Source organism: Mycolicibacterium brumae, assembly GCF_025215495.1.
GTDB classification, from domain to species: Bacteria; Actinomycetota; Actinomycetes; order Mycobacteriales; family Mycobacteriaceae; genus Mycobacterium; species Mycobacterium brumae.
Genome location: NZ_CP104302.1, coordinates 2,637,637 through 2,657,847 on the forward strand (window position 1 = coordinate 2,637,637; position 20,211 = coordinate 2,657,847).

Genomic DNA, 20,211 nt, shown 5'->3' on the forward strand with positions numbered 1-20,211 from the left:
GGGGCCGCCCGCTCGCCAGCAAGGCTAGTCGGCGCGGCGGCCTGATGACGGCGATTGTGCCGAACGGCTCGGCGCACCCGCGCGACTGGCTGGCGTGACACCCGGGGTCCTACACTGTGCACCGCATTGCCTCCGTAGCTCAGTTGGATAGAGCAAGGGCCTTCTAATCCCTAGGTCGCAGGTTCGATTCCTGCCGGGGGCGCTTCTATCGACGGTGCGCGACGCTGCCGGAGCCGCCCGGACGGGTGCTGACGATCGCCCACCACAGCGCGCCGGCGGACAGTCCCAGCACCGCGAGGCTGACCGTCGCGGCGCCCAGGTCCGGGTGGCCGACGGCGCCGGCCACCGCCCCGGCGAGCAGAAGCACCAGCGCGAGAGCCATCAGCGCCGCCGCCGGCACGGACCGCGCAGCCGGCGCCGCCTCGGGCGCGGGCGTGGTCTGGTCCGGAGTTGTGGAACTCCTCATGATCGCTGCTCTCCTCACTGCCGCGCCCTGGGATACCCGGTCGGCGGCCCCGCCAAACCGCCGATCAGCGCGGTTCGTCGGATTGCTGAAGCTGGTCGCGCAGCTTCGCCAGCGCCTTGGCCAGCAATCGGGAGACGTGCATCTGGGAGACGCCGACGCGCTCGGCGATCTGAGTCTGGGTCTGGGATTCGAAGAACCGCAACATCAGCACCGTGCGTTCCCGCTCCGGCAGCCCGGCCAGCAGCGGTCGCAGTGTCTCTCGGTTCTCGATCTGCTCCATCTCCGAATCGAACTCGCCCAGCGAGTCCACGATCGCCGGCACCTCGGCGTCCGGTCCGCTGCTGCCGCCGTCGATGGACAGCGCGTTGTAGGAGTTTCCGACGATCAATCCCTCCAGGACCTGATCGCGTTCCATGCCCAGCTCTTCGGCCAGTTCCGACGCGGTGGGCGCGCGGCCTATCCGCTGGGACAGCTCCGCCGTCGCGCTGCTGAGCTGCAGGTGGAGCTCTTTCAGCCGACGCGGCACCTTGACCGACCAGCTGTTGTCGCGGAAGTGTCGGCGGACCTCGCCCATGATCGTCGGGACCGCGAAGGATTCGAATTCCGATCCGGCGGTGACGTCGAACCTGTTGACCGCGTTCAGCAGGCCGATGCGGGCGGTTTGCACCAGGTCGTCGTGGGTTTCGCCGCGGCCGCTGAACCGCCGCGCGATGTGGTCGGCCAGCGGCATGCACCGTTCGATGATCTTGTCCCGCAGAGCCGCGTGTTCGGGTGATCCTTGCCGCATTCTGCCCAATTCCCCGAACATGGGCAGCACATCGGCGTACTCGGAACTCACCGGTACGAGCTCATTCGCCTCATCAGCAACCTGATGCCCGCCGGGGCGCCGTCGAACACCGGGATGGCGCCCACCTCGTCGACCAGTGATTTCATCACGTGCCAGCTGAAGCCGCCGGGCTCGACGACGTTCCCGGCGCTACGCGTGGTGCACGCGCGGACCACGAACGCCTCCGGACCCGGGTCGATCACCAGCTCCAGATCCGCCCCGGGCAGCGACGCGCGGATCAACGCGGTGCACGCTTCGTCGACGGCCAGCCGCAGATCGGCCACGGTGTCGAAGTCCAGGTCCTCACTGGCGGCGATCGCGGCGACGACGGCGCGCACCGCGACGAGGTTCTCCACTGTCGCACTCACCCGCAATTCGATCGCGCGTTCGCTGACGTCGGGGGTGCGGCGTTCTCCTGGTTCTGCGATCCTCATAGAATTCGTCATCCCTATGTCCTGCAGCGCCGAAACCTCTGGGCGCCGAATGTCGCACATTCGGCTCGGAATACTCAGCGTGCCAACGGTTCTTCTTCGATTCGCCTTTCGGATACCCGCGCTCAGCTGCGCTAAACCGTTAGCCGCGTCACCGCACGGTGTTTGACGGCGCGGGCCTCGGGTACCCGATCTGCATGAGCGCGAAAGTCGAAAAAGAGCTGCCCGCTGCGCCCCACCCCCACGGCATGACGCCCTACCCCGGCCGAACCCGGTATATGCCCACCCCACCCGATGACGAGATGCGCGACTATCTGGGCGCCGGGCTGCTGGCGGGAAAACGCGCCCTGATCACCGGCGGTGACTCCGGGATCGGCCGCGCGGTGGCCGCGGCATTCGCCAAGGAAGGCGCCGACGTCGCCATCGCGTACCTCGAGGAGCACGACGACGCCCAGCGCACGGCGGAATTGGTCGAATCGGTCGGACGGAAATGTCTCACTCTGCCGGGCGATCTGGCCGACCCCGAGCACTGCCGCGACGTCGTCGAACAGACGGCAGAATCGTTTGGCGGACTGGATATTCTGGTCAACAACGTCGCCTATCAGGCTGTCGCGGAGCAACTGACCGATATCAGCGACGAGCGGTGGCGGCACACCTTCGCGGTCAATATCGACAGCTTCTTCCACACCACCAAAGCCGCCTTGCCGCATTTGACCGACGGCGGCGCCATTGTCAACACCGCGTCGATCAACGGGCTGCGCGGAAATAAGACCCTCATCGACTACTCGGCGACCAAGGGCGCGGTGATCGCGTTCACCTACGCGCTGTCGCAGTCGTTGCAGCCCCGCGGGATCAGGGTCAACTGCGTCGCGCCCGGACCGGTGTGGACGCCACTGATTCCGGCGACCATGGACGCCGAGCGGGTGGCGTCCTTTGGCGAGAACGCACCCTTCGGCAGGCCCGCGCAGCCCGACGAGATCGCGCCGTCGTACGTGTTCTTCGCCGCCGGTCGACTGTCCTCGTACTACAGCGGCGAGGTGCTGGCGCCGCTGGGCGGCGAGACATTGCCGGGGTGAGCGCGATGCCCCCGACCCTTCCGTCGCCCAGGGGCCCGGTGTCGTCCGGGCTGCTGCGGCGGCTCACCCAACCGCCGCCCCGCCGGTGGACTCCCGTGGCGCACACCGACGGTGATCCGCTCGGCGAGGATGCGCAGCTCGCGCTGACGGTCTGCTACGAGCTGCACTATCGCGGGTTCGCCGATGTCGACCCGGATTGGGAGTGGGATCCGGGGCTGATCGAGCTACGCGGGCGGCTGGAGCGCGGCTTCCTCGCCGAGCTGCGCCGCCGCGTCGGCGTCATCGAAGCGGGGTCTGGCGTGGACGACGAATTGCGCAGGCTCGCAATCGAACCCATTGAGGGAGATGGGGTCAGCCACCGGCTGCTCGCCGACGGGACCTGGTCGCAGATGCGGGAGTACTTCGCCCACCGGTCGATCTACCACCTGAAGGAGGGCGACCCGCACGCCTGGCTCATTCCCCGGCTGCCGGCGCCGGCGAAGGCGCCGTTCGTCGCGGTGGAGTACGACGAGTTCGGCGCGGGCAGCGCCGCCCGGGTTCATCAGCAACTGTGGGCCGATCTGATGGACGCCGCCGGCATGGACAGCACGTACCTGGGCTACCTGGAACAGGCCCCGGCGCCGTCGCTCGCGGTGGTGAACCTGATGTCGCTGTTCTCACTGCATCGGCGTTGGCGGGGCGCGGCAGCCGGACAGTTCGCGGCGATCGAGATCACCTCGCCGCCGGGTTCCCGACGGATGGCCGACGCGTTGGCCCGGTTGGGCGCGCCGGAGGCGTGCGCGCACTTCTACCGCGAGCACGTGGAGGCCGACGCGGTCCACGAACAGGTGGTCAGCCACGGGTTGATAGCGAACCTGGTGCGCCTCGAACCTCAGTTGGCCGACGACATCGTGTTCGGCATCCGTGCCTGGGAGTTCACCGAGTGCCAACTCGATGAGCACCTGCGACGCTGCTGGGACGCCGGCCGCAGCTCGCTACGCGGTGGCCTCCGCACCGCCATCGGCGCCGGTTGAGCCGCAGCTGCGGCGTTTACGCCGGTGGCTGGTGTCGCAGAGCGGGTAGCACGAGGAACGCCGGCAGACGCACAACGCGACTATGAATCGATCCGACTCCACGATCGACCCGTCCGGGGTTTCGATGCGCACCGGGCCTTCGATCAGGATCGGCCCGCCGGCGGCGATCCGAACCGATCGGGAGTCGCTCACGGCTTGTCCGCCCGGATCACCGCGATGCGCTCACTGCGGCAGCCGACGCCGATCCGGCCCGAGGCTTCCCAATCGCGGGCCTGCGAGGACAGCACCGGTCCGTAGGGGATCCGTTCGGCGGCAACGACTCTGGCGCGCAAACCGGCCTCTGCGAGGCGCCGGATGGTCTGTCCGACGCCGGCGTATTCGGACTGGACCACCAGCAGGGTCCCGCCGGCGGCCAGCAACTCCGGCGCGGCCCGGCATAACGGGTCCAGCACCCGGCGGCCATCGTGGCCACCGTGCCAGGAGCAGATCGGCCCGGCGTCCGCGGGCAGTTCGGACGGCGCCGTGGCCGACGCGATCGGCACATAGGGCGGGTTGCAGGCCACCACGTCGAATGGCCGGCAGTCCAACGCGCGGGTCCAGCAACCGAGCCGGACCTCGACGGGGATCGCCGCAGCGGCGGCGTGCGCCCGGGCCAAACTCACTGCGGCCGGGCTGAGTTCGAAGGCGGTGACCGACGCCGCCCCGAGCTTCGCGGCGGCGAAGCCGATGACTCCACTACCGGCGCACAGGTCGGCCACCCGTCGTCCGCGCAGCGGTCCGGCCTCGCTCAGGGCCGCGATCAGCAACCGGGAGTCGTGCTGGGGGCGGTAGACATCCGCGGCCGCCGGCGCGGTCATCAGCTGGTCGGCTCCTGCTGCGGCGTTTCCGGGTGCCGGTCGTGCCAGTCGTCCTCGATGTCTCGCACCTGTTCGTGCGCGGTGCGCAGCCACAGCCCGCCGACGATCAGGCCGGCGAGCGCCAGCACGCCGGCCACCGCGCCGGCCACGGAGTGGCCAAGGGCGAAAGCCGCCACCGCAACGGCGAACAGCACCACGGCAACGCCCAGCACCAGCAGCGCGGGCATATTGCGGTTGTCCTTCACCGCCTCGCCGGCGTGCTTTCTCGTGGTTCGGGCGTGGTCGACGGGATCCTCGGGAGCTTTCATGGCTCCTCCTTTCCACTTTCGCTGCGATTTGGGTACCCGTCGTTCGATTCGGCCAAACAGCGGCGCGAATCATGTTCGCGCAGTGGGCATTTGGAACAACATCGGACATGTGGCCGGGCCCGGGTTTGAGCCCCGATGGGTGGAGGTACCCACGATGTGACGGGATTTCGCCTCCGGCGGGCGTGGATTCCCCGCGATCGATTACCCGACGCGCTTGCATCCAGTTCGTGGCGGTCTGCTCCTGAGGCGGACCGCCACGAGCGTCTTTGAGCGCCTTCTCAGCAAACTTCTAATTTCGCGCCACGTTCGACAAAAAGCTTGTCTCCCGGCGTGCGGTGGCGTAACGTGAGCAACGGTTGAGTTCACAGCCACTGCAAGCGCCTCTGGGCGCTGGGGCAGGGAACTATCACCTCAGCGCACGCGCCTCAGCACGAATGACAGATTCGACTGACGGAGCTTAAAATGCCTGCCAATGTTTCTTCACCGATTCCGTCCGCCACGTCCCCGCGAGCTGGTCGGGCACGGTTCACCACCCACTGGTTGTCTCCGACAATCATCACCATCAAGGTAGAGGGCGAACTCGACGCCGCGACCGCCCCGGAGCTGGTCGAGCACGCGACTCGACACACCGACCGGGTTCAGAGCGTGGTTCTGGACCTGTCCCACCTCGCCTTCTTCGGCACCGCCGGCCTGACCGCGCTCACCCAGCTCGACGAGGCTTACCGCGACGCCGGAGTGCACTGGGGAGCGACCAGCTGCAAACCCGTCGAGCGGGTGCTGCAGATCTGCAAGGCCGATCTGCCCATTCACGATTCGCTGCTGAGCGCCCTTGCGGCGACCCGGAAGTCCGCACCGCTGCACCTGGTGTCGCAGTCGGCCAGTTAACCGACCGACGCGCTGATCAGCTCAGCTGACCAAACCGGTCAGCTGAGCTGATCGCGCAGTCGGGCCAGGGTTTTGGCCAACAGACGCGACACCTGCATCTGCGACACGCCGATCTGCTCGGCGATCTGAGTTTGCGTCTGGTGCTCGAAAAAGCGCAAAACCAAAACGGTGCGTTCCCGCTCCGGCAGACCGAGCAGCAACGGCCGCAACGTCTCGCGGTCCTCGATGGTCTCCAGTCCCGCGTCCACGTCGCCGATGGAATCGGCGAGCGCCGGAGCGTCTTCCCGGCCGCCACTGTCGATCGAACTGGTGCTGTAGGCGTTCCCGGCGACCAGGCCCTCAACCACCTCATCGCGGTCGACGCCCAGTTCCTGGGCCAGTTCCGACGCGTTCGGCGGCCGGCCGAGCCGTTGCGAAAGCTCCGCCGTCGCGGCGCTGAGCCGCAGTTGCAGTTCCTTGAGCCGGCGCGGGACCTTCACCGACCAGCCGTTGTCCCGAAAGTGCCGCCGGACCTCGCCCATGATGGTCGGCACCGCGAAGGACACAAAATCGGCGCCGGCGTCGACGTCGAATCGATTCACCGCGTTCAGCAGCCCGACACGCGCCACCTGGACCAGATCGTCGTGCGGTTCACCGCGACCGCGGAAGCGCAGCGCGATGTGTTCGGCCAGCGGCAGACAGCGGGTGACGATCCGTTCCCGCTGCCGCGTGTGCTCAACCGAGTCGATCGGCAATGTCCGCAGGTCCCGGAACATTTCCGGGACACCCTCGTACTCCGATGTCACTGATACAGGCTCGCGCGCCTGGTGAGCAGCGAAATGCTGACCAATCCGTGTTCGGTGGAACTCCCTGCGGAGGTGGAGGTGGAGACTTCGTCGACGAGTGAACTGAGCACGTGCCAGCTGAAGCCGCCCCGGTCGAATGGGTCGCCGTCGCCACAGGTGGTGGCGGCGTGCAGCACAAACTCCGACGGGCGGGACTCCAGCACGACCACCAGCGTGGAGCCCAGAACCGCCGCCCCGATCAGGGTGGTGCAGGCCTCATCGACGGCGAGACGCAGATCGGCGACCACGTCGAGGTCGAAGTCTTCGAATGCGGCGGCAGCCGCGACCAGTGTGCGCAGCATGGCGAGGTTCTCCACCACTGCCGCGACACGCACTTCAACCGATCCCGGCTCGATTGCCGGGATCGGTTGAAGTTCCGATTCATTGCTCGTTGCTCGACCGTCGTGAGACATCGAGGCGAGCCTACTATCGGCGGACCGTGCCATGACGGAACTCAGGCTCGGTCCGAGGGTTAGTACCAGGCTCGTCGACCCGCCACCGGGCGGCCCATGGCTCCGAGCAGCCAGAACACGGCTCCGACGACCAGCAGGATGATGCCGAGCGTCCAGAGGATGGACACGTGCAGCACATATCCCAGGATCAGCAGAATCACGCCGAGGGCAATCATGTTTCTCTCCTCATTTCTTTTGGTTGCAGCGGTACTTCACGAAATCTGACAGGTCACTGCGACGGCTCCGGAAGCCGGCATTCGCCGACCTTCGGGTTGACGCCGGCGTAGTTGAGCGGGCCCGCCAGCACCGTCAGTGCGATGTCTCCGGCGCGTGCGCACGTCGGGGACGCCGTACTGAAATAGTCCCGCTGCCAGGCGGCGAGAACGCCGATCAACAGCCAGACCAAAACGAGCGTTCCGATCAATCCTCCAGCTCTCATGACGGCCGGATACCCGCGGCCGTCGGGGCGCAAACGTGGGGTCCGCGAAAATCTTGGAAACGCCCCAGAATCCCGTGAGAAATCACCCCGCGGATGCCACCTGATCAGGGATTTCGGCAAAGGTCTCGATTTTATTGCGACGGAGAGGTTTTCGACGCGCGCCGACGGGTTACCCGTACTGACATGAACACTTCAACTCGCACCCTCAGTATGAAAGCCAAAGCCGCTCCCCTGCTGTTCGCGGGAGCTCTCGCCTCTGCCGTGCTGGCCGCGCCCTTCGCGTCGGCCGCCGCCCCGGTGAGCGGATCATCGACCCCGCCGGCCGCGATCGAGATCCTGCCGAAGACCGGCCCCGGCGGTGACGGCTGTGTCGGCGACGCCTGTGGTTCCGGCGGCGTGGACAACGGCCCCGGCAACGCCCCCGGCGGCCAGGGTTGTGTGCCCGGCGTCGGCTGTGGTGAGGGCGGCCTGGAGGCCGGCCCTGACGGGCAGCCCGGCGGCAGCGGCTGCATCCCGGGCATCGGCTGCGGTTCCGGCCACGCCTAACCCCCCAGTCTGGAGTCGGGGGGATAGCTCGTCGCCGGATCTGATCCGCGGATTCGACGGCCGGTTTCCGCCAGGCCCCGCCTGGCAGGCGCCGTAAGGCCTGGCGAACCCGCCGGACTATCCCCCCGACTCCACCCTTCGATGGGCGCTGAGCAGCAGCCGGTCGAACACCACCCGTTCCGGCAGGTTCTCGCTGTAGTCGACTCCCGCGAAATCAGCGATGACCTGCTCGGCCAGCAATCGCAACTTCGTGTTGGTCTCCTGCGAACGCCACCGCAACAGATCGAAAGCCGCGTCGCTGTCGATCCGATAGATCAACATCAACATCCCCTTGGCCTGCTCGATCGCCCCGCGCGACTCTGCGATCTCGGCGACCGCCTCGGTGACCACCTGCTGATGCGCGTCGGAGACCGCCGGCGTGACATCGACGTAGAACCCCTGGGTGCCGACCACGTCCCCGGTCTCATCGAACAACTGGTCGCCGATGACGACCACATGCCGCACCTGTCCCTGGGTGTCGACGATGCGATGCCGGGTGCTGAACGCGGCGCGCGTGCGGCGCATCACCTCCAGCGTGTGGGCGACCTTGCCGACATCGTCGGGATGCTTGTGCGACAGCACCACCTCGGTCGACAGCTCCACCTCACCGGGCTCGTACCCGTGCATCCGCTCCACTTGCGGGGACCATTCCCACCGCTCGCCTTCGAACAGAAATCGGAAGGATCCCACCCGCAGCGGCTGACCCGCCGCCAGGGCGTGGATCAGCGGAGATTGCACGCCCAGATCGGTCAGCTCACCGGCCATGAGGACGCAGTATTCCTCACCGGCCCGGGTACCGTGGCGGCATGGCAGGTTATCGATGAGTTCCGGGCTGTTCGCGCTACTCGACGATGTGGCTGCGCTGGCGAAACTCGCGGCGGCGTCGGTCGACGACGTGGGCGCCGCCGCCGGCCGCGCGACGGCCAAGGCAGCCGGTGTCGTCATCGACGACACCGCTGTCACCCCGCAGTACGTCCAGGGCATCGCCGCCGAGCGGGAATTGCCGATCGTCAAGCGCATCGCGATCGGCTCGCTGCGCAACAAGCTGTTCATCATCCTGCCGGTGGCGCTGCTGCTGAGTCAGTTCGCCCCGCAGGCGCTGACCCCCATCCTGATGCTCGGCGCGACCTACCTGTGCTTCGAGGGCGCGGAGAAGATCTGGGGCCGGCTGACCGGGCACGCCAACCACGAGCTGCCGGCGGCCGCGATGGCCGAGGGCGGCAAGGAGGCCGAGGAGAAGACCGTCCGCGGCGCCATCCGCACTGACCTGATCCTGTCCGCCGAGATCATGGTGATCGCCCTCAACGAGGTTGCCAGCGAGGCGTTCTGGCCGCGGTTGATCATCCTGCTGGTGGTCGCCTTCGTGATCACCATCGTGGTCTATGGCGTGGTCGCGCTGATCGTGAAGATGGACGATGTCGGACTGAGCCTGCGCGAGCGCAGTTCGGCGTTCGCCCAGCGGGTGGGACACGCCCTGGTGGTCGGCATGCCCAAGGTGCTGGCGACGCTGTCCACCGTCGGGATCGTGGCGATGCTGTGGGTCGGCGGGCACATTCTGCTGGTCGGGACACACGAGGTCGGCTGGCACGGCCCGTACGACATAGTGCACCACCTGGAGGAGGCGGTGCGCCCCGCCGCCGGGGCCGCCGGACCGGCGCTGGCCTGGCTGGCCAACACCGCGTGTTCGGCGGTGATCGGGCTGGTCGTCGGCTCGCTGGTCGTGGCCATCGTCAGCGTGCTGCCCTTCGGCCACAAGAAGGCTGCCGACGATGCCCACTGAGCTCGTCGAATACCGGCTGACCGACCCGTCGCACACCGGCGGACGCGTTGCCGTGCTGACCGTCAACGATCCGGGCCGGCGCAACGCGGTGACCGACGCCATGTCCGCGCAGTTGCGCGCGGCCGTGCGGCGCGCCGAGGAAGATCAGAGCGCGCACGCGCTGGTGGTTACCGGCGCGGGTCAGGCGTTCTGCGCCGGCGCGGACCTCGGCGCCCTCGGCACGGCCGCCGAAGAGGGGCTGCTGCGGATCTACGACGGATTCATGGCGATCGCGGATTGCGCGTTGCCGACGATCGCGGCGGTCAATGGCGCCGCCGTCGGGGCCGGGCTGAATCTCGCGCTAGCCGCCGATGTCCGGATCGCCGGCGAGCACGCGTTGTTCGACGCCCGTTTCCAGCGCCTGGGGATTCATCCCGGCGGCGGCGCGACCTGGATGCTGCAGCGAGCCGTCGGCCCGCAGGTGGCCCGCGCCGCCCTGCTGTTCGGGATGCGGTTCAACGCCGAGCAGGCGGTGGCCTGCGGACTGGCGCTGCGCGTCGCCGCCGACCCGCTTGAGGACGCGCTGCTGCTGGCCGACGGTCCGGCCACCGCGCCGCGGGAGGTGGTGCTGGCGACCAAGGCCAGCATGCGGGCCACCTCCCGACCCGGAACCGTGGACGTCGAGGACCACCGGGCCGCGTTGCAGATCGAACTGGGCCCGCAGGCCGCCTCCATTCGCTCCTCCGAATTCCAAGAGCGGCTGCGCTCGGCGATGCGCCGGGCCTAGAGGTCCGCCAGCGCGGTCTCGGGCGCCTCGATCAGCGCCCGCAGATCGGTGAGGAAGGCGGCGACTTGCGCGCCGTCGGCCACCCGGTGGTCGAAGGCACAGGTCAGCCGCATGGTGGGCCGCACAGCGAGTTCGCCGTCGATGACCACGGCGCGCGGGCGGATCGCCCCCATGCCCAGGATCGCCGCCTCCGGATGGTTGATCACCGGGACGCCGTCGTCGAGGCCCAGCGCGCCGAAGTTCGACACCGTGAAGGTGGAGCCGACCAGCTCCGCCGGCCGGATGCGGCCGGACCGGGCGTCCTCGATGAGCGTCGCCACCGTCAGCGCCAGTTCGCGGGTGGTCTTCGCCTGTGCGTCACGGACGACCGGGACCAGCAGCCCGCGTGGCGCGGCCACCCCGAATCCCAGGTGCACGGCGCGGTGCACGCGCAGCTGCGGGCCGTCGGGCCCGTCGACCCAGCCGGCGTTGAGGATCCGGTGCCGCCCCAGCGCGAGCACCAGCATCCGCAGCGTCAGCACGAACGGGCTGACCTCGATCCGCTCGGCCAGTTCGAGCAGCCGGGCGCAGTCGACGTCCACACCGGCGTGCGCGTCGGGGATCTCCCGGCGCGCTGCGCTCATCCGCTTGGCCATCTCGGCGCGCACGCCGCGCACCGCGACCAGCTCCTCACCAGCTGGTGCTATGCGCCGGGCCTCTTCCTCGCTCGTACCTCGCTCGTCGAACCCGGCTAGCACCGCCTCACGCGTGACGATTCCGTCCGGGCCCGCCTCGACGTCGCCCAGGTCGACGCCGAGTTCGGCGGCCAGCTTGCGCACCGACGGTTTGGCCCGCGGCCGGCTCCCCGTGGACCGTCGACTGCGATCGGCGCGGGAGTCGGTCCCGTAGCCGACCAGCACCGCGCCGTTGGCGCACACCGAATCCCGCTGCGCGGCAGCGGGTTCGCCGCCCTCGAAGCGGACCAGCGGCGCCCCCACCGCGAGCACCTGGTCCACCTCGCCGCCGAGTGCGACCACCCGGCCGGCCCGCGGGCTGGGGATCTCGACGGCGGCCTTGGCCGTCTCCAGCGTGCACAGCGTCTGGTTCAGCTCGACCTCATCGCCGGGCCCGACGTTCCACTCGACGATGGTGGCCTCTTCCAGACCCTCCCCCAGGTCTGGGACACAGAAGTCGGTCGTCACGGCGCCTCCAGAGTTCGTCGCACACAATCGAGCAAGCGGTCCACGCCGGGCAGCCAGAACCTCTCCAACCGAGCCGGCGGATACGGGGTGTCGAACCCGGTGGCGCGCAGCACCGGTGACTCCAGGTCGTAGAACAGATCCTCGGACAGCCGGGCCGCCAACTCGGCGCCGAATCCGAGGGTGCGCGGTCCCTCATGCATCACCACCGCCCGGCCGGTGCGGCGCACCGAGTCCGCGACGGTGTCGAAATCCAGCGGGCTCAGCGACCGCAGATCGAGCACCTCCAGACTCCAATCGTGCTCGCGCGCGGCCAGATCGGCTGCCGCGCAGGCGGTGTCGACCAGTCCGCCGTAGGTGATCACGGTGACGTCGTCCCCGGGACGGGCGATGGCCGCCCGGCCGATACCCGGCCCGGGACGCTCGGTGTCCACCGCGCCGCGCGACCAGTACCGGCGTTTGGGTTCGAGGTAGACGACCGGGTCGGGGCTGGTGATGGCGTGCCGCAGCAACCAGTACGCGTCGGAGGGATTCGACGGTGTCACGACCTGCAGCCCGGCGGTGTGCGCCCAATACGTCTCGGTCGATTCGGAGTGATGCTCGACCGCTCCGATACCGCCGAAGGACGGAATCCGCACCGTCACCGCCAGTTCGACGTCGCCGTGGGTGCGCATCCGGTACTTGGCGAGGTGGCTGACGATCTGGTCGAACGCCGGATAGCTGAAGCCGTCGAACTGGATCTCCGGCACCGGCACGAGTCCGCGCAGCGCCATGCCGATCGCCACCCCGATGATCGCCGATTCGGCCAGCGGGGTGTCGAAACAGCGTGCCGCGCCGAAGGCTTCGGACAGTCCCTCGGTCACCCGGAACACTCCGCCCAGCGTCGCCACGTCTTCGCCGAACACCAGGACACGGTCGTCATCGGCCATCGCGTCGCGCAGCGCGGCGTTGATCGCGGCCGCCATGGTCAGCTCGGCCGGAGCGACGGGCGTCTCGAATGCCGTTGGGCGCTCGAAGAGTTGGGTCATCTCTAGGCCTCCCTCGCCAACTCGGCCCGCAGTTCCTCGCGCTGGGCGGCCAGCGTCGGGGTGATGCGGTGGAACACGTGCTCGAACACCTCGGCCGGGTCCGGGTCCGGGGCGTCGACGATCGCGGCCCGCAGCTCGGCGCGCAACCGCCGGGCGTGGGCGTCGGCGCGGTTCTGCAACCGCTCGGTCCAGACCCCGGTGGCCCGCAGGTGCTCGCGGAGCCTCGAGATCGGGTCCAGCGCCGCCCAGCGCGGGACATCGGCGGGATCGCGGTAGCGGGTCGGGTCATCGGAGGTGGTGTGTGGGCCCATCCGATAGGTGACAGCCTCGATCAGCACCGGCCCGCCGCCGGCCCGGGCGTGCTCGGCGGCGGCCGCCGTCACCGCGTAGCAGGCCAGCACGTCGTTGCCGTCGACCCGGATGCCGGAGATGCCGTACCCGGCGGCCCGGTGCGCGATCGAGACGCCCGCGACCTGCCGAGCGACCGGCACGGAGATCGCCCACTGGTTGTTCTGCACGTAGAACAGGCACGGCGCGTGGAACACCGCCGCGAAGTTCAGCGCTTCGTGCACATCGCCCTCGCTGGTGGCGCCGTCGCCGAGGAACGCCACGGTGACCGAGTCCTCGCCGAGGCGCTGGGCGGCCATCGCCGCCCCGACGGCGTGCAACTGCTGGGTGCCGATCGGGATCGAGACCGGCGCGCAGTGTTTGGCGGTGAACCCGCGGCCGCCATGCCAACTTCCGCGCCATAGCGCGCCGAGTTGGCCGACCGTGATGCCGCGCACCAGGAAAGCGCCGAGTTCGCGGTACTGCGGGAACAGCCAGTCGGTCTTGCGCAGGCAGGCCGCGGCCCCGATCTGGGCGGCCTCCTGGCCCAGGCAGGGGGCGTAGAGGGCCAGTTCGCCCTGGCGCTGCAGGTTGGTGAACTCGGCGTCGACCCCGCGGGTCGCGACCATCATCTCGTAGAGCCAGGCCTGTGTTTCCGGTGGCAGATCGCGGCTGACCCGGTCTTCGGCGGTGGCCGACCCGTCGGGGGCGATCAATCGCAGCGGTTCCAGATCCGGGCCGTCGAACAGCGCGGGGTGGGCGGGACTGGCCATGGCGCCTCCTGCAGGCCGCTGCCGGCGCATGTTTGGCCCGGCATCCAGCGGTACTCCAAGACCAGCGCCGGGTCCGCGAAGCGACCCGCTTGTGGCGGCACCGGCAGGCGTCCTGGTCAGGACGCGAGCGCGATGATCCGCTCTGCTCGCCGTAGCACTGGCGCATCCACCATTATGCCCTCAAATGCGAAGGCGCCCCGGTGACGAGCCGCGGCGTCCAGAACGTGTCGCGCCCACCGCAGCTGCTCCGGCGTCGGCGCGTAGCCCGCCCGGATCACCGGAACCTGGCTCGGGTGGATGGCGACCTTCGCGTCGAACCCGACCGCGACGGCGTCGTCGACCTCGGCGCGCAGGCCGTCCAGGTCGGCGATGTCGATGCACACCGCGTCCAGCGCCGCGCGGCCGTAGGCCTTGGCCGCCAACAGCGTTCGGGACCGGACGTGCTCGGCGACCGCCCGGTAGCGACCGTCGGGGAATCGGTTCGCCGTCCCGCCCATGGCGCCGAACAGGTCTTCGGCGCCCCACATCACCGCGACCACACCGTCGGCCGCGGCGATCTCGTCGACCTTCAGCGCGCCCAGCGGGGTTTCGATCAGCACCACCACCTGCAGCGGCGCCAGCGCGCGAACCTGCTCGACGGATTCGCATTTGGGCAGCATCACGGTCTGGTACCCGGCACCGGCGACGGCGTCGAGGTCCAGCCGTTGATCGGGGGTTCCGGAGGCGTTGACGCGCACCACGGTGCGCTGCGGGTCCAGTCGGTGATCGACCAGCGCCTGCCGGGCGGCCGCTTTGTCTCCGGCGCCGTCCTCCAGGTCCAGGATCACCACATCGGCTGCGGCGGCGGCCTTGTCGAAACGGTCCGGCCGGTCGGCCGGGCAGAACAGCCACGCCGGTCCGGCGGTCTGCGGCGTCAATTCCCGCCGTCCTCGTCGAGCGGACGCATGCGCACCATGGTCTTGCGCGTCGCGGTCGTGACCACCTGACCGTTCTGATTGCGCGCGGTGTGCTCGAAGGTGACGATGCCCTCCCCCGGCCGGGTCTTGGACTCGCGCTTGTCGACGACGACGGTTTCGGCGTAGAGGGTGTCGCCGTGGAACACCGGCCTGGGGAACGCGATGTCGGAGAAGCCGAGGTTGCCGACGATGGTGCCCTGGGTCAATTGGGCGACCGACAATCCGACCATGGTGGACAGCGTGAACATCGAGTTGACCAGGCGCTGGTTGAACGGCGGCTGCGTTTCGGCGAAGGCCGCGTCCAGGTGCATCGCCTGGGTGTTCATGGTCAAGGTGGTGAACAGCACGTTGTCGGCCTCGGTGACGGTGCGTCCCGGCGCGTGCTGGTAGCGCACTCCGACCTCGAATTCCTCGAACCACAGCCCACGCTGGCGGACCACCCGCTCCCCGCTCATCAGATCCCCATCTGCCGCGCGATGATCATCAGCTGCACCTCGGTGGTGCCCTCGCCGATCTCCAGGATCTTGGCGTCCCGGTAGTGCCGGGCCACCGGGTATTCGTTCATGAATCCGTAGCCGCCGTGGATCTGGGTGGCGTCGCGGGCGTTGTCCATCGCGGCCTCGCTGGACACCAGCTTGGCCACCGCCGCCTCCTTCTTGAACGGTTTGCCCGCCAGCATCAAAGCGGCCGCGTCGTAGTAGGCGGCCCGGGCGGCCTGGGCGCGGGCCTCCATGCGGGCCAGTTTGAACTCGATGGCCTGATAGGCGGCGATGGGCCGGCCGAATGCGCTACGTGCCTTGGCGTACTTGACGCTCTCGTCGACGCAGCCCTGGGCGACGCCCACCGACAGGGCGGCGATGGCGATCCGGCCCTCGTCGAGGATGCTCAGGAAGTTGGCGTAGCCCCGGCCGCGGTCGCCGAGCAGGTTCTCCTCCGGCACCCGGACGTCGTCGAAGGACAGCGGGTGGGTGTCCGAGGCGTTCCAGCCGACCTTGTTGTAGGCGGGTTCGGCGGTGAACCCGGGGGTGGGAACCGGCACCAGGATCGCGCTGATCTCCGGTTTGTCCGAACTGCCTCCGGTGACGGCGGTGACGGTGACCAGCCGTGTGATGTCGGTTCCGGAGTTGGTGATGAACTGCTTGGAGCCGTTGATCACCCACTCGCCGTTCTCCAGCCTGGCGGTGGTCTTCGTCGCCCCGGCGTCGCTGCCGCCGCCGGCTTCGGTCAGACCGAAGGCGCCCAGCGCGGCGCCGCTCGCCAGCAGCGGAAGCCATTGCTGTTTCTGGGTTTCGGTCCCGAACCGGTAGACCGGCATGGCGCCGAGCGACACCCCGGCCTCCAGTGTGATGGCCACCGACTGGTCGACCTTGCCGAGTTCCTCCAGCGCCAGGCACAGCGCGAAGTAGTCCCCGCCCATGCCGCCGTACTCCTCCGGGAACGGCAGACCGAACAACCCCATCTCGGCCATCCCGGCGACCACCTCGTACGGGAAGCTGTGTTCGGCGTCGTGCTTGGCCGCCACCGGGGCGACCACGGACTGCGCGAAGTCGGCGACGGTCGCGGCCAGCTGCGCGTAGTCCTCGGGCAGGTTGGCGGTCGACAGGTAGTCAGGCATGCGGTTGTTCTCCTGCGTTAGCGGTGATGCGGGCCAGCGGCTGACCCACCTTGACCTGATCGCCCACGGCGACAAGGACGTCGACGACACCGCCGACCGGGGCGGCCAGCGAATGCTCCATCTTCATGGCCTCGACGGCGACGACGATGGTTCCCGCGTCGACGGTCGCGCCGTGCGCGACGTTGACCGCGACCACCGACCCGGGCATCGGGGACAGCAGTTCGGCGTCGCCGGCGTGTTCGTCGTCGGGTCGGACGGGGTCTTCGGGCGCCTCCGACAGCGCCGCGACGCCGTGCTCGCCGGCCAGCCAGACCCGTCCGCCGCCGAGGGCGACGCGGTAGCGCCGACGGCGCTCGCCCCAGCGCACGATCAGCTCGCCCTCCCTGAGTTCGGCTCGCAGCGGCCGGGATTCGCCGTCCTCCACCCGCGCCGTCGCGGCCACCGGGTCGCCGGTGATCGCGACGTGCCGGATGTCCTCGCCCGCGGCCAGGCGCACCGTCGTCGGCGCCGGGGCGCCGATCCGCCAGCCCGAGGGTTGCGCCCAGAGGCCGGGGTCGGCGGCGTCCCAGCGGCGCAGCCACAGATAGCTTGCGGCGGCGACGAATTCGTCGTCGGCGGCGGCGCGGGCACGGAAGTCGCCGGCGCGGCGGTCCAGCAGAGCCGTGTCCAACCGTCCGGCCGCCACGTCGGCGTCGGCCAGCAGGAAGCGCAGGAAGTCGACGTTGGTGACCACGCCGAGGACGCCGAAGCGTCCCAGCGCGGCGTCCAGGGCGGCCAGCGCCTCGGACCGGTCGCCGCCGCCGGCGATCACCTTGGCCAGCATCGGGTCGTAGTCGCTGCCGACGACGGTCCCGACCGCCAGCCCGGAGTCCACCCGGATCGGCGCAGCGGGCTCGGTCAGGCCGAGCACGGCGCCGCCGGTCGGCAGAAATCCGTTGGCCGGGTCCTCGGCGTAGACCCGCGCCTCGATGGCGTGCCCGCGCAGCGTCACGTCGGACTGGGCGATGCCCAGTGGTGCGCCGGCGGCCACCCGCAGCTGGCATTCGACCAGGTCGAGCCCGGTGACCAGTTCGGTGACCGGATGCTCGACCTGCAGCCGGGTGTTCATCTCCATGAAGAAGAAGTCATCGGGCGCGTCGGCGGAGACGATGAACTCGACGGTGCCCGCGCCGCGGTAGTCCACGCTGCGCGCGGTCGCGCACGCCGCGGCGCCGATGCGTTCCCGGGTGGCGGGGTCCAGCAGCGGCGAGGGCGCCTCCTCGATGACCTTCTGGTGGCGGCGCTGCAGGCTGCATTCCCGCTCACCGAGGTGGATGACGTCGCCGTGGTCGTCGGCGAGCACCTGAACCTCGATGTGGCGGGGCCGCAGCACGAATCGTTCCAGAAACAACGTGTCGTCGCCGAAGGCCGCGGCGGCCTCGCGGCGCGCGCCGGCCAGCGCCGCGGGCAGATCGGCGGGATCGGACACCAACCGCATACCCTTGCCGCCACCGCCGGCCGACGGTTTCACCAGCACCGGATAACCGATATCGCCGGCGGCGGCGATCAGGTCGCCATCGGTCAGTCCGGGGCGGGCGATGCCGGGGACCACCGGGACGCCGAACTGCGACACCCGCGCCTTGGCGGCGATCTTGTCGCCCATGGTGGCGATGGCCGAGGCCGGCGGGCCGACGAACACGACGCCGGCCTCTGCCAGGGCGGCGGCGAATTCGGCGTTCTCCGAAAGGAATCCGTAGCCGGGATGCACGGCCTGCGCGCCGGTGTCGAGTGCGGCGGCGACGACGGCGTCGATGTTGAGATAGGACTGTCGCGCCGCGGCCGGTCCGATCCAGACCGCGTCGTCGGCCTCGGCGACGTGCCGGGCGTTCTCGTCGGCGCTGCTGTACACCGCCACCGAGCGGATGCCGAGCCGGCGCAGGGTGGCGATCACGCGGACCGCGATTTCGCCGCGATTGGCGACCAGAACCGTGTCGAAGGTGTTCATCTGGTCCTCACATCCGGAAGACGCCGTAGGAGACCGGCTCCAGCGGCGCGTTGGCGGCCGCGCCCAGCGCCAGGCCGAGCACGGTCCGGGTGTCGGCGGGGTCGATCACGCCGTCGTCCCACAGCCGCGCGCTGGAGTAGTACGGATTGCCTTGGCGCTCATACTGTTCCCGGATGGGCGCCTTGAACGCCTCAGTCTCCTCCGGGGTCATCGCACCGCGGACGGTGGCCAGCACCGAGGCCGCCTGTTCGCCGCCCATCACCGAGATCCGCGCGTTCGGCCACATCCACAGGAACCGCGGCGAATAGGCGCGGCCGCACATCGAGTAGTTGCCGGCGCCGTAGGAGCCGCCGATGACGACGGTGAATTTCGGCACCCGCGCGCAGGCCACCGCGGTGACCATTTTCGCGCCGTGCTTGGCGATCCCGCCGGCTTCGTAGTCGCGGCCGACCATGAACCCGGTGATGTTCTGCAGGAACAGCAGCGGGATGGATCGTTTGTCGCAGAGTTCGATGAAATGCGCTCCCTTGAGCGCGGATTCGGCGAACAGCACCCCGTTGTTGGCGATGACGCCGACCGGGTGGCCGTGGATGTGGGCGAAGCCGGTGACCAGGGTGGCGCCGTATTCGGCTTTGAACTCGCCGAATTCGCCGCCGTCGACGATCCGGGTGATGACCTCGCGCACGTCGTAGGGAATCCGGGCGTCCACCGGCACGACGTCGTAGAGCTCACGCTGGTCGGCGATCGGGTCGACCGTCGGGCGCACCCGCCAGGGCGGGGTGGGCGCGGGCCCGAGGGTTCCGACGATGCGGCGCACGATGTTCAGGGCGTCGCGGTCATCGCGGGCCAGGTGGTCGACGACGCCGGAGGTCTTGGCGTGCAGGTCGCCGCCGCCGAGGTCTTCGGCGCTGACCACCTCGCCGGTGGCGGCCTTCACCAGCGGCGGGCCGCCCAGGAAGATGGTGCCCTGGTTGGCGACGATGACCGTCTCGTCGCTCATCGCCGGCACGTAGGCGCCGCCGGCGGTGCAGGAGCCCATCACCGCCGCGATCTGGGCGATGCCGGCCGCGCTCATGTTGGCCTGGTTGTAGAAGATTCGGCCGAAATGCTCGCGGTCGGGGAACACCTCGTCCTGGCGCGGCAGGAAGGCGCCGCCGGAGTCCACCAGGTAGACGCACGGCAGCCGGTTCTGCGCCGCGATCTCCTGGGCGCGGAGGTGTTTCTTCACCGAGATCGGGTAGTAGGTGCCGCCTTTGACGGTGGCGTCGTTGGCCAGCACCATCACCTCGCGTTCGGCGACCCGGCCGATCCCGGCGATGACGCCCGCGCCCGGACAGTCCCCGTCGTACATGCCGTCGGCGGCCAGCGCCGCGATCTCCAGCAGCGGGCTCCCGGGGTCGAGCAGGCCCTCCACCCGATCCCGGGGCAGGAGTTTGCCGCGTGCGACGTGGCGTTCCCGGGACCGTTCCGGGCCGCCGCGCGCGGCGGCGGCCAGTTTGTCGCGCAGGTCGGCGACCAGTCGCAGATGGTCCTCGCGGTTCGTCACACCGGTTGCCATCCCTGAGCCCACCCTTAAGTCAGTTAATCGCGGCTAACCGGTGGTACGTTAGTCATGATTAACTGAAATGTCCAGACCCTTCGG

At 69.4% G+C, this 20,211-nt stretch carries 25 protein-coding genes and 1 tRNA gene; 7 read left to right on the plus strand and 19 right to left on the minus strand.

Annotation, left to right across the window (positions count from 1 at the left end; all coding sequences use genetic code 11):
- Positions 1-128 precede the first annotated feature (128 nt).
- Positions 129-202 (plus strand) — tRNA-Arg (locus L2Z93_RS12805).
- Positions 203-205: 3 nt separating this feature from the next.
- On the opposite strand, the gene L2Z93_RS12810 is transcribed toward L2Z93_RS12805, so the two are convergent.
- From L2Z93_RS12810 to L2Z93_RS12820, 3 genes are all read right to left on the minus strand, one after another.
- Positions 206-466 (minus strand): hypothetical protein, encoded by a 261-nt coding sequence (locus tag L2Z93_RS12810; protein WP_128111880.1) that lies wholly within the window; start codon positions 464-466, stop codon positions 206-208.
- A 64-nt stretch (positions 467-530) separates the two neighbouring features.
- On the minus strand, positions 531-1,304 hold the full coding sequence (locus L2Z93_RS12815) for a SigB/SigF/SigG family RNA polymerase sigma factor (RefSeq protein ID WP_090591337.1): 774 nt from the start codon (positions 1,302-1,304) through the stop codon (positions 531-533).
- On the minus strand, positions 1,301-1,726 hold the full coding sequence (locus L2Z93_RS12820) for an ATP-binding protein (RefSeq protein ID WP_109395674.1): 426 nt from the start codon (positions 1,724-1,726) through the stop codon (positions 1,301-1,303). The genes L2Z93_RS12815 and L2Z93_RS12820 overlap by 4 nt, the downstream gene beginning before the upstream one ends.
- 194 nt (positions 1,727-1,920) lie before the next feature.
- Between L2Z93_RS12820 and L2Z93_RS12825 the strand changes: the two genes are divergently transcribed.
- Together L2Z93_RS12825 and L2Z93_RS12830 are read left to right on the plus strand one after the other, a co-directional pair.
- Entirely contained in the window at positions 1,921-2,799 is an 879-nt protein-coding gene (locus L2Z93_RS12825; protein ID WP_099541315.1) for an SDR family oxidoreductase, read from the plus strand.
- 5 nt (positions 2,800-2,804) lie between these two features.
- Positions 2,805-3,812, plus strand: coding sequence for an iron-containing redox enzyme family protein (locus L2Z93_RS12830; RefSeq protein WP_090591625.1), 1,008 nt, complete (start codon positions 2,805-2,807; stop codon positions 3,810-3,812).
- Here L2Z93_RS12830 and L2Z93_RS12835 read toward each other — a convergent pair.
- The 3 genes from L2Z93_RS12835 to usfY are packed head-to-tail and all read right to left on the minus strand — an operon-like array spanning position 3,774 to position 4,977.
- Complete coding sequence (locus L2Z93_RS12835; protein ID WP_090591325.1) at positions 3,774-4,004, minus strand: CDGSH iron-sulfur domain-containing protein; 231 nt, start codon at positions 4,002-4,004, stop codon at positions 3,774-3,776. The genes L2Z93_RS12830 and L2Z93_RS12835 overlap by 39 nt on opposite strands.
- Entirely contained in the window at positions 4,001-4,669 is a 669-nt protein-coding gene (locus L2Z93_RS12840; protein ID WP_090591321.1) for a methyltransferase, read from the minus strand. Before L2Z93_RS12840 ends, L2Z93_RS12835 begins: the two co-directional genes overlap by 4 nt.
- Positions 4,669-4,977 (minus strand): protein UsfY, encoded by a 309-nt coding sequence (gene usfY, locus L2Z93_RS12845; RefSeq protein ID WP_090591317.1) that lies wholly within the window; start codon positions 4,975-4,977, stop codon positions 4,669-4,671. The genes L2Z93_RS12840 and usfY overlap by 1 nt, the downstream gene beginning before the upstream one ends.
- 540 nt (positions 4,978-5,517) lie before the next feature.
- Between usfY and L2Z93_RS12850 the strand changes: the two genes are divergently transcribed.
- On the plus strand, positions 5,518-5,862 hold the full coding sequence (locus L2Z93_RS12850; protein WP_162561994.1) for an STAS domain-containing protein: 345 nt from the start codon (positions 5,518-5,520) through the stop codon (positions 5,860-5,862).
- A 38-nt stretch (positions 5,863-5,900) separates the two neighbouring features.
- Here L2Z93_RS12850 and L2Z93_RS12855 read toward each other — a convergent pair whose 3' ends face one another.
- The 4 genes from L2Z93_RS12855 to L2Z93_RS12870 all read right to left on the minus strand — a co-directional run bounded on the left by L2Z93_RS12855 (position 5,901) and on the right by L2Z93_RS12870 (position 7,577).
- Complete coding sequence (locus tag L2Z93_RS12855; protein ID WP_234786210.1) at positions 5,901-6,617, minus strand: SigB/SigF/SigG family RNA polymerase sigma factor; 717 nt, start codon at positions 6,615-6,617, stop codon at positions 5,901-5,903.
- A 26-nt stretch (positions 6,618-6,643) separates the two neighbouring features.
- Positions 6,644-7,021: an anti-sigma factor gene (locus L2Z93_RS12860; protein WP_272938680.1), complete on the minus strand. Its 378-nt coding sequence runs from the start codon at positions 7,019-7,021 to the stop codon at positions 6,644-6,646.
- A 137-nt stretch (positions 7,022-7,158) separates the two neighbouring features.
- Positions 7,159-7,314, minus strand: coding sequence for a DUF6131 family protein (locus L2Z93_RS12865; protein WP_090591304.1), 156 nt, complete (start codon positions 7,312-7,314; stop codon positions 7,159-7,161).
- 53 nt (positions 7,315-7,367) lie between these two features.
- Positions 7,368-7,577: a hypothetical protein gene (locus tag L2Z93_RS12870; protein WP_090591300.1), complete on the minus strand. Its 210-nt coding sequence runs from the start codon at positions 7,575-7,577 to the stop codon at positions 7,368-7,370.
- Between the two features lie 183 nt (positions 7,578-7,760).
- On the opposite strand from L2Z93_RS12870, the gene L2Z93_RS12875 reads away from it, so the two are divergent.
- Positions 7,761-8,123: a PE-PGRS family protein gene (locus tag L2Z93_RS12875; protein WP_234786205.1), complete on the plus strand. Its 363-nt coding sequence runs from the start codon at positions 7,761-7,763 to the stop codon at positions 8,121-8,123.
- A gap of 117 nt (positions 8,124-8,240) precedes the next feature.
- On the opposite strand, the gene L2Z93_RS12880 is transcribed toward L2Z93_RS12875, so the two are convergent.
- The gene (locus L2Z93_RS12880) at positions 8,241-8,927 is read right to left on the minus strand and encodes a PAS and ANTAR domain-containing protein (protein ID WP_090591293.1); all 687 of its coding nucleotides are present in this window, start codon (positions 8,925-8,927) and stop codon (positions 8,241-8,243) included.
- Between the two features lie 55 nt (positions 8,928-8,982).
- Here L2Z93_RS12880 and L2Z93_RS12885 point away from each other — a divergent pair, with 55 nt between their 5' ends.
- A complete protein-coding gene (locus L2Z93_RS12885) occupies positions 8,983-9,942 on the plus strand; it encodes a DUF808 domain-containing protein (RefSeq protein ID WP_090591290.1) in 960 nt (319 codons plus the stop codon).
- Positions 9,932-10,708 (plus strand): enoyl-CoA hydratase, encoded by a 777-nt coding sequence (locus L2Z93_RS12890; protein WP_090591286.1) that lies wholly within the window; start codon positions 9,932-9,934, stop codon positions 10,706-10,708. Before L2Z93_RS12885 ends, L2Z93_RS12890 begins: the two co-directional genes overlap by 11 nt.
- On the opposite strand, the gene L2Z93_RS12895 is transcribed toward L2Z93_RS12890, so the two are convergent.
- From L2Z93_RS12895 to L2Z93_RS12930, 8 genes are all read right to left on the minus strand, one after another.
- On the minus strand, positions 10,705-11,889 hold the full coding sequence (locus L2Z93_RS12895) for a dihydrolipoamide acetyltransferase family protein (RefSeq protein WP_090591283.1): 1,185 nt from the start codon (positions 11,887-11,889) through the stop codon (positions 10,705-10,707). The two genes, L2Z93_RS12890 and L2Z93_RS12895, sit on opposite strands and share 4 nt — an antisense overlap.
- Positions 11,886-12,914, minus strand: a complete 1,029-nt coding sequence (locus L2Z93_RS12900; RefSeq protein WP_090591279.1) for an alpha-ketoacid dehydrogenase subunit beta — start codon at positions 12,912-12,914, stop codon at positions 11,886-11,888. Before L2Z93_RS12900 ends, L2Z93_RS12895 begins: the two co-directional genes overlap by 4 nt.
- A gap of 2 nt (positions 12,915-12,916) precedes the next feature.
- Positions 12,917-14,014 carry a pyruvate dehydrogenase (acetyl-transferring) E1 component subunit alpha gene (pdhA, locus tag L2Z93_RS12905; RefSeq protein WP_090591275.1) on the minus strand — a complete coding sequence of 366 codons (1,098 nt, stop codon included), beginning with the start codon at positions 14,012-14,014 and terminating at the stop codon, positions 12,917-12,919.
- Between the two features lie 116 nt (positions 14,015-14,130).
- Complete coding sequence (locus L2Z93_RS12910; RefSeq protein WP_090591272.1) at positions 14,131-14,931, minus strand: HpcH/HpaI aldolase/citrate lyase family protein; 801 nt, start codon at positions 14,929-14,931, stop codon at positions 14,131-14,133.
- The gene (locus L2Z93_RS12915) at positions 14,928-15,425 is read right to left on the minus strand and encodes a MaoC family dehydratase (protein ID WP_090591269.1); all 498 of its coding nucleotides are present in this window, start codon (positions 15,423-15,425) and stop codon (positions 14,928-14,930) included. Before L2Z93_RS12915 ends, L2Z93_RS12910 begins: the two co-directional genes overlap by 4 nt.
- The gene (locus L2Z93_RS12920; RefSeq protein WP_090591265.1) at positions 15,425-16,585 is read right to left on the minus strand and encodes an acyl-CoA dehydrogenase family protein; all 1,161 of its coding nucleotides are present in this window, start codon (positions 16,583-16,585) and stop codon (positions 15,425-15,427) included. The genes L2Z93_RS12915 and L2Z93_RS12920 overlap by 1 nt, the downstream gene beginning before the upstream one ends.
- Positions 16,578-18,569, minus strand: coding sequence for an acetyl/propionyl/methylcrotonyl-CoA carboxylase subunit alpha (locus L2Z93_RS12925; protein ID WP_090591261.1), 1,992 nt, complete (start codon positions 18,567-18,569; stop codon positions 16,578-16,580). Before L2Z93_RS12925 ends, L2Z93_RS12920 begins: the two co-directional genes overlap by 8 nt.
- Positions 18,570-18,576: 7 nt before the next feature.
- Positions 18,577-20,127 carry a carboxyl transferase domain-containing protein gene (locus L2Z93_RS12930; protein ID WP_090591252.1) on the minus strand — a complete coding sequence of 517 codons (1,551 nt, stop codon included), beginning with the start codon at positions 20,125-20,127 and terminating at the stop codon, positions 18,577-18,579.
- Between the last annotated feature and the right edge of the window lie 84 nt (positions 20,128-20,211).